The organism is Nitratireductor sp. GCM10026969 (assembly GCF_042660605.1).
GTDB lineage: Bacteria > Pseudomonadota > Alphaproteobacteria > Rhizobiales > Rhizobiaceae > Chelativorans.
The window spans coordinates 1-7287 of record NZ_JBHSUM010000189.1; the positions used below are offsets into that span (position 1 = coordinate 1).

Genomic DNA, 7287 nt, shown 5'->3' on the forward strand with positions numbered 1-7287 from the left:
CAAGTCGCGCATGGCGAGCGACCAGGCGGCCCGGCTCGCCCGCTCACTTTCCTACGAGGGGGTGCTGGAGCGCGGCTTCGCGCTGGTGCGTGACGCCGAGGACAAGCCGCTCAAGCAAGCGGCCGAATTGAAGAAGGGCCAGGAACTGCGCCTGCAGTTCAGCGACGGCAGCGCCGGAGCCATCGCCACCGGCAAGCCGGCCAACCCCGCCCGCAGCAAGGCGCCCGCAGCGCCGAAGGAGCCGGGCAAGCAGGGCTCGCTGTTTTAAGGATGTGCCGGGCTATGCTGGGACAGCGCCCCCTCTCTTGCGATTCCTAACACTTAGCCTTCGGCTAAGATATTGAAATCGCTTTTCTCTCCCGCAAGGGGAGAGATCGGCGCTCGCGCCGCCGTCAATCACCAACTCTGGAGATTGGGCCGAAACGGAGTTTGGCGGCGCCTATCTCCCCCTCGGCGGGGGAGAAAGCAAATTCTTGGGCTTGGCAAGGCCAAGTCCTTAGAATTTGCAAGAGAGGGGGTTTCATCTTGCATTATATCTTCTCAACAAGTAGCCGGCAAATGCGCACCATCTGTAGCCTGGGCTTTAACTCCCCACCTGCATGTCCCGCGCAAGCGAGCGCGCCACCAGGTCCGTTTCCGGTGGCGGGGACTTGTGCTGAACGAGCCAGTAGCCGCGGTCGGTCTCGAGCGTGAGGTCGCAGGCCGGCACGAGAACGCCGGCGGCGAGCAGATCGTCGACCAGCCCGCGCCAGCCGAGCGCCACGCCCTGGCCGGACTGGGCCGCCTGGAGGGCGAGCGTATAGGTGTTGAAGCTCAGCGAACCGACCGTCGCAAGGTCGGTCACGCCGGCGGCCGCAAGCCAGCTTTGCCAGGTGAACCAGCGACTGCCGTCGTCTCCCTCCAGATGGATGAGCGGCATGTCGAGGAGCCGTCGGGGATGATCGAACGGCCCGAAGCGGTCGCGAAAACCGGGTGCGCAGACCGTCGTCACGCGCTCGGGAACGAGAAGCCGCGCCTGACCACCCATGTCGACGCGGTTGCCGAACAGGATCGCCAGGTCGTTCTCGTTCTCCAGGCCAGGCAGCAGCGATTGCGTGGCGACGATCTGCACGTCGATCTCCGGGTGCTCGCGGCGAAAGCGCGCCATCAGCGGCATCAGCCGAAAGGTGGCGAAGGCGAAGTCCGTGATCAGGCGAACCACCGGCGTCGCGGCGCGGCTGCGGATGGACTGGACCGCCTCATCGATCTGCTCGAGCCCCTGGCGCACCGCCCGCTGCAGCGCCTCGCCCTCGCGCGTGAGCGTCAGGCCGCGATGGCGGCGGTGGAAGAGGCGGACGCCTAGAAGCTCCTCGATCTGCCGGATGCGGTAGGAGAGCGCCGGCTGCGTCATGCCGAGCGCGGCGGCTGCGCGGGTGAGGTTCTGATGGCGCGCGGTCAACGCGAACAGGCGCAGGCAGCCGACGTCGAGCGGATTGGAAGACATAAATCCTCTTTATGGCAGCCATCAGGAGAGCGCTTCTTCACAAACCCTTAAAAAGCGCATCAAATAGGTGAATGCATGATGGCGCCTCTGGAACGCTTCGGTCAAGCGCCATGTATGACAACAAGAACAATCCGAACGCGCCGACGTTCGGGCGCGAGGCCGGCCTTCGGCGTCGCACACGGGGAATTTCGGGATGCTGGACGACGGCAGTTCCGGTCGGTGACGTGCGCCGTCGCCGGCGCATGCGTGCCGTCCCATGCAGACAACACATATCCGGAAGGCGCTCGAGATGACGAAGACACGACCGAACATCCTTATCATTATGGCCGATCAGCTGAACGGCACGCTTTTCCCCGACGGGCCGGCGGAATGGCTGCATACGCCGAACCTCAGGGCGCTCGCAGCGCGTTCGGCGCGATTCCAGAACTGCTACACGGCCTCGCCGCTGTGCGCGCCGGGGCGCGCCTCCTTCATGGCCGGGCAGTTGCCGAGCCGCACACGCGTCTACGACAACGCTGCCGAGTTCTGCTCAGACATTCCGACCTACGCGCATCACCTGCGCCGCGCCGGCTACTACACCTGCCTGTCGGGCAAGATGCATTTCGTGGGGCCGGACCAGATGCACGGCTTCGAGGAACGGCTGACGACGGACATCTATCCGGCCGACTTCGGCTGGACCCCGGACTACCGCAGGCCCGGCGAGCGCATCGACTGGTGGTACCACAATCTCGGCTCGGTCACCGGTGCGGGCGTGGCCGAAATTTCCAACCAGATTGAATATGACGACGAGGTCGCCTTCTTCGCCGAGCAGAAGCTCTACCAGCTCGCGCGCATCGAGGACGACCCGGACCGCCGCCCCTGGGCACTGACGGTGTCCTTCAGCCACCCGCACGACCCGTACGTGGCGCGGCGCAAGTTCTGGGATCTCTACGAGGATTGTCCGCATCTCGAGCCGCAACTCGAGGAAATCCCCTATCACGCGCAGGATCCGCACTCGCAGCGTCTTTACGTCGCCAACGACTACGAAAAGTTCGCCATCACGGAAGAGGACGTGCGCCGTTCCCGCCGCGCCTATTTCGCCAATATCTCCTATCTGGATCAAAAGATCGGCATGCTGCTCGACACGCTCGAGCGAACGCGCATGGCCGAGGACACGATCGTCGTGTTCTGCTCCGATCACGGGGACATGCTGGGCGAGCGGGGATTGTGGTTCAAGATGAGCTTTTTCGAGGGCTCGGCGCGCGTGCCGCTGATGATGGCCGGGCCGGGCATACGGCCGGGCCTCGTCGCCCAGCCCGTCTCCACGCTCGACGTGACACCCACGCTTGCCGATCTCGCCGGCATTTCGCTTGAGGAGGTGCTGCCGTGGACGGACGGGGAAAGCCTCCTACCCTGCTTCGCGGGCGGGGACCGCGAAACCCCGGTTCTAATGGAATATGCGGCCGAAGGTTCCTGCGCGCCGCTCGTGGCCATCCGCCAGGGGCGGTGGAAATACGTCCATTGCGCCCTCGATCCGGAGCAGCTCTACGACCTTGCGGCCGACCCGCACGAGACGCGCAATCTGGCGAACGATCCTGCCCATGCCGACCGGCTCGCCGCTTTTCGCGAGCAGCGCGCCGCACGCTGGGACATGGATGCGTTCGACGCCGCCGTGCGCGAGAGCCAGGCGCGCCGAAGGGTGGTTTACGAGGCGCTCAGGAACGGCGCCTATTTCCCCTGGGATCACCAGCCTCTCCAGAAGGCGTCGGAGCGCTACATGCGCAACCATATGGACCTCAACCTGCTTGAGGAGAGCCAGCGCTTTCCGCGCGGAGAATGAATGACCTATGCTGCTCTCGGCCGGCCCATCACGCCGGCGGCGTCCGGAAGTGTCCGGGTGCCGAAAACGTGATGAAGGGGAACCGACAACACGCCTCGCGATCCGCTTCGGGTGCGGACCGCACATCCTTTGCCGCGCCGGTCCTCGGGACCTTCCCGACGGCGCGGTCTACGGAGGCTAAAGCCGCACGAAGCGACATACCCGGCACGGAGGGATCGACATGACCCGACAAGTAGAAACAGGCCCGCTGGGGCCTTTTCCCCATGTGAACAGGCCGGTATTTTCCATCTCGGCGCTGTTGATCGTGGGTTTCATCATCCTCGGCGCCGTCTTCACCGAGACGGCGGCGGCCCTGTTCACGGGCGCGCAGACGGCGATCGCCGACTATTTCGGCTGGTTTCTGATCATCGTCACAAACCTGGCGGTCCTTGTAAGCCTTTACCTGGCGCTCGGGCCCTATGGCCGGATCCGTCTCGGGGGACAGACGGAAGCGCCGGAATACGGGCTCTTCTCCTGGACGGCGATGCTGTTCAGCGCCGGCATCGGCATCGGCCTGCTCTACTGGGCGGTGGCGGAACCCCTGTTCCACTTCTTCTCGCCGCCGATCGCCGAAGCCGAAAGCGTCGCGGCGGCCGAGCAGGCCATGGTGCTGTCATTCCTGCACTGGGGCATTCACGGCTGGGCGCTCTACTGCATCGTCGGCCTGTCGCTCGCCTATTTCCACTACCGCAAGGGCCTGCCGCTCTCGATACGCTCCGCGCTCTACCCGCTGATCGGCGAGCGCATCTACGGGCCGTGGGGCCATGCGGTGGACATTCTGGCGGTCTTCGGCACCATGTTCGGCATCGTCACAACGCTCGGGCTGGGCGTGATGCAGATCAGCGCCGGGCTCAATGGCCTGTTCGGCATTCCGGACAATTTGTTCGTCCAGATCGTGCTGATCGCCATCATCACCGCCTTTGCCACCGCCTCGGTAATGCTCGGCCTCGACAGCGGGATCAAGCGCGTCAGCAACTTCAACATCCAGCTCAGCTTCGTGCTGCTCGCGTTCATCCTGATCACGGGACCGACGCTCTACATCTTCGACAGCTTCGTCGAGAATGTCGGCAACTACATCAGCAATCTCGTCTACTTCAGTTTCTGGAGCGAGGCCTATTCGGGCACCAACTGGCAGGTGAACTGGACGATCTTCTACTGGGCCTGGTGGATTTCCTGGTCGCCCTTCGTCGGCATCTTCATCGCCCGCATCTCACGCGGGCGCACGGTGCGCGAATTCACGCTCGGTGTCCTCTTCATCCCCGTCATCATCCTGTTCTTCTGGTTCACCGCCTTCGGCGGTGTGGCGATTCACATGGAGCTTGCCGGCAATCCGGGCCTGATCGAGGCAACGCAGCAGGGCTACGGCAACGCCATCTTCAGGCTGCTCGACTATTTCCCGCTCACGCGGCTGGTAACGGCGGTCGTGATCGTGATGATCGTGGTGTGGTTCGTGACCTCTTCCGACAGCGGCAGCTTCGTCATCGACATGCTGACGGCCGGCGGCCATATCGATCCGCCGAAGGTGCAGCGTCTCTTCTGGGCGGTGACCGAAGGAATCATCGCCGCCATTCTTCTCGCTGCGGGCGGACTGGCGGCCCTGCAGGCGGCCGCCGTGGTGGCCGGCTTTCCCTTCGCCTTCGTCATCCTGGTGATGATGTACGGCCTTCTGCGCGCGCTCGGTCGCGACCACCTCGTGCTCTACCGCTACAAGCAGTGGTTCGTGACGGAGCAGGAAGCCGAGCACAACCTTCCCAGCGCCTTCGTCGGCGAGACCGCACTTTCCGGTCCGCCACCGGCGGTGAGGGACGGTGACCCGGATCGAGACGACGACGGGCGGACGCCCGCGCCGACGCCCGCAGAGTAAACCGGCGTTTCACAAGGCACCGGCCCGCTACCGGCGGGCCGGTATGCCAGCAAAATGACCGTGGAAACCAGTGCCGGTGGCATATCCATGAATCCAAATACGGTTTCATGATATGCCGAGGCTACGGTGCATGGCGGGCGCGGCGCGTGCGCCCATGCCACGCGCCACACTTTCGCTTTCGGCGTCCTTGCCGAAGGACGGACGGCCGGCCATATCGCGGTGAACCTTTTCGAGAAAGGAACGGGTTCGCGGCATGCTCTTCTTCACCGGCGATACTCATTTCGGCGATCCTCGCGTGCTGCGCATCGACCGCCGGCCCTTCGGCTCGCTCTTGGAGCACGACGAGGCTCTGGTGGAAACCTGGAATGCGGTGGTGGGCCCCGGGGACGAGGTCTGGCACCTGGGCGACTTCACGCGGCGGGATCCCGATGCCCTTCTCGAGGCGCTCAACGGGCGCAAGCATCTCGTCATCGGCAACAATGACGGTGCGGCTACCGTCTCGGCCGGCGGCTGGGCGAGCGTGCAGCATTATGCCGAGCTCACCGTGAACGGCGTGATGCTCGTCCTTTGCCACTATCCCTTTCGCACCTGGAACCGGATGGGCAACAAGTCGGTCAACCTGCACGGCCACTCCCATGGCCGGTTGAAACCCGTCACCCGGCAATACGATGTCGGCGTGGACGCGCGGGACTACCGCCCGGTCTTGCTGGAGACGCTGCTCGCCCGGCGCTGAAACGCAGCGCCTTTGCAAAAAAATCAAACGAACAGCGGCGCCCTATTTGTCCATAAGTGTCGGGCCGGGGCAAAACACACGCACAGACGGAGCCAGGGATTGCGGGCAGATGACGAAAGGGCCCCTTCCTCGTTCGCCGCCCGGAAAGGCTTCAGCGGGGCCGTGGTTGTTCGGCCGCGGCCGATATGACCTCCCGCCGCGGTCCCGCGAACGCTCCAGCCGACGCGTCGCCCCGGCGGCCGGTGGCAAAGAAATAGCCGGTCCTCCCGCCCCCCGGACCGGCTTAACCCAGGGCCCCGCCTGCTACGCCCCGTGTGTCGCAGGTGGGGTCTTGGGCCCCCTGCAAGTGCATGGGTACGCGTGACAGCCGGTTATCCGTGATCCCATGCGTGGACAGGACCGTGCCAGCCAGCCCGCTGATCGACAAGACCATTATCCTGCGACTTCTCGACGAACTCGCCGAACTCGGCCTGTGCGAGGAGGACATGGACATGACGCTGGTCCGGGACGGGCCGGTGGACCTCGACCTGCTCGAGGAATGCAAACGCGAACATCCCTATTTCAAGGGCTCGCGAATCATGCACGAGATTCCGGTCGCGGATGAAAACTGCATCCGGCCGGCATTCTGGATCCGCTAGTCTATCGCTTTCATGACGGAAGGCGGCCTGTACGACCGGGATTGGGAAATGCCGCCCGCTTCGCTTCTTCTGCGCAACGCGAGGGCGCATATAAGAGTTCTTGCCGCACCGACGACGACCACCGCCCCGGAAGCTGAAGGCTTTGGGTGGTGGTTGCAACGTCATGGAGCACGGCTCCTTAACTTGCCGAAGAGCCCCATCCCGGCTGTGTCCCGGAACAGTCGGCGCTAGCTGCCGCTCTCAGGCCCGGCTCGGCGCTTCGCCGCATGGCCAGGATGACGGGCGAGGAGGATAGCACCGCTCGAAGGTTTTCCCGTGCGGGATTGCCCGCCTCCTGCAGGCGGGGAGCGTGGCCGTCGATCTACTCCAATCCGATTGAATGCCAGGGCAGCCTGGAGAAGGATGCGCCTTCGCCGGCCGCCTGCCCGGCCTTCATGCCGGCCTCGAGGCGCGCCAGCGATGCCGCGACCTGGCGCGCCACTTCCGCATGCACCGCCTGCCGCTGGCCGGGCGCCAGTTCCATGGCCGCCGAAGCGGAGAGATATGTTTCGTTGGAGCGACCGTCGAGCACGTGCCAATAGACACGCAGTTCGCTCTCGTCGGCGGCGACCGTCGTCAGGAGCTGGAGAACCGGGGCGTCCACGCCGAAACGGGCGCGCGCATGCGCCAGCACCGTGCCGAACTCCTCCTCCGGCCGCACGCCGACCATGC

8 protein-coding genes are annotated in these 7287 nt (G+C 64.8%); 5 read left to right on the top strand and 3 right to left on the bottom strand.

Going from position 1 to position 7287, the window contains the following annotated elements; genetic code table 11:
* The coding region (locus tag ACFP9U_RS22560; protein ID WP_378624907.1) for an exodeoxyribonuclease VII large subunit at positions 1 to 268 on the top strand (268 nt) is incomplete at its 5' end.
* A gap of 315 nt (positions 269 to 583) precedes the next feature.
* Here the strand turns inward: ACFP9U_RS22560 and ACFP9U_RS22565 are convergent.
* Positions 584 to 1483, bottom strand: coding sequence for a LysR substrate-binding domain-containing protein (locus ACFP9U_RS22565; RefSeq protein WP_378624910.1), 900 nt, complete (start codon positions 1481 to 1483; stop codon positions 584 to 586).
* A gap of 289 nt (positions 1484 to 1772) precedes the next feature.
* On the opposite strand from ACFP9U_RS22565, the gene betC reads away from it, so the two are divergent.
* Together betC and ACFP9U_RS22575 are read left to right on the top strand one after the other, a co-directional pair.
* A complete protein-coding gene (gene betC, locus ACFP9U_RS22570; protein ID WP_378624911.1) occupies positions 1773 to 3302 on the top strand; it encodes a choline-sulfatase in 1530 nt (509 codons plus the stop codon).
* Between the two features lie 220 nt (positions 3303 to 3522).
* Positions 3523 to 5205, top strand: a complete 1683-nt coding sequence (locus ACFP9U_RS22575; protein ID WP_378624913.1) for a BCCT family transporter — start codon at positions 3523 to 3525, stop codon at positions 5203 to 5205.
* A gap of 105 nt (positions 5206 to 5310) precedes the next feature.
* Here ACFP9U_RS22575 and ACFP9U_RS22580 read toward each other — a convergent pair whose 3' ends face one another.
* Entirely contained in the window at positions 5311 to 5460 is a 150-nt protein-coding gene (locus ACFP9U_RS22580) for a hypothetical protein (RefSeq protein ID WP_378624914.1), read from the bottom strand.
* Here ACFP9U_RS22580 and ACFP9U_RS22585 point away from each other — a divergent pair.
* Together ACFP9U_RS22585 and ACFP9U_RS22590 are read left to right on the top strand one after the other, a co-directional pair.
* Positions 5459 to 5938: a metallophosphoesterase family protein gene (locus tag ACFP9U_RS22585; protein WP_378624916.1), complete on the top strand. Its 480-nt coding sequence runs from the start codon at positions 5459 to 5461 to the stop codon at positions 5936 to 5938. The two genes, ACFP9U_RS22580 and ACFP9U_RS22585, sit on opposite strands and share 2 nt — an antisense overlap.
* A 401-nt stretch (positions 5939 to 6339) precedes the next feature.
* Complete coding sequence (locus tag ACFP9U_RS22590) at positions 6340 to 6576, top strand: hypothetical protein (RefSeq protein WP_378624917.1); 237 nt, start codon at positions 6340 to 6342, stop codon at positions 6574 to 6576.
* A 361-nt stretch (positions 6577 to 6937) separates the two neighbouring features.
* Here the strand turns inward: ACFP9U_RS22590 and ACFP9U_RS22595 are convergent.
* Positions 6938 to 7287, bottom strand: a 350-nt coding sequence (locus ACFP9U_RS22595) for a hypothetical protein (protein ID WP_378624919.1), incomplete at its 5' end; no start/stop codon positions are given.

Coding starts and splice junctions, on each gene's coding strand:
- betC (WP_378624911.1), top strand. CDS start 1,773: ATGACGAAGACACGACCGAACATCCTTATCATTATGGCCGATCAGCTG.
- ACFP9U_RS22580 (WP_378624914.1), bottom strand. CDS start 5,460: ATGCCGCGAACCCGTTCCTTTCTCGAAAAGGTTCACCGCGATATGGCC.
- ACFP9U_RS22565 (WP_378624910.1), bottom strand. CDS start 1,483: ATGTCTTCCAATCCGCTCGACGTCGGCTGCCTGCGCCTGTTCGCGTTG.
- ACFP9U_RS22575 (WP_378624913.1), top strand. CDS start 3,523: ATGACCCGACAAGTAGAAACAGGCCCGCTGGGGCCTTTTCCCCATGTG.
- ACFP9U_RS22585 (WP_378624916.1), top strand. CDS start 5,459: ATGCTCTTCTTCACCGGCGATACTCATTTCGGCGATCCTCGCGTGCTG.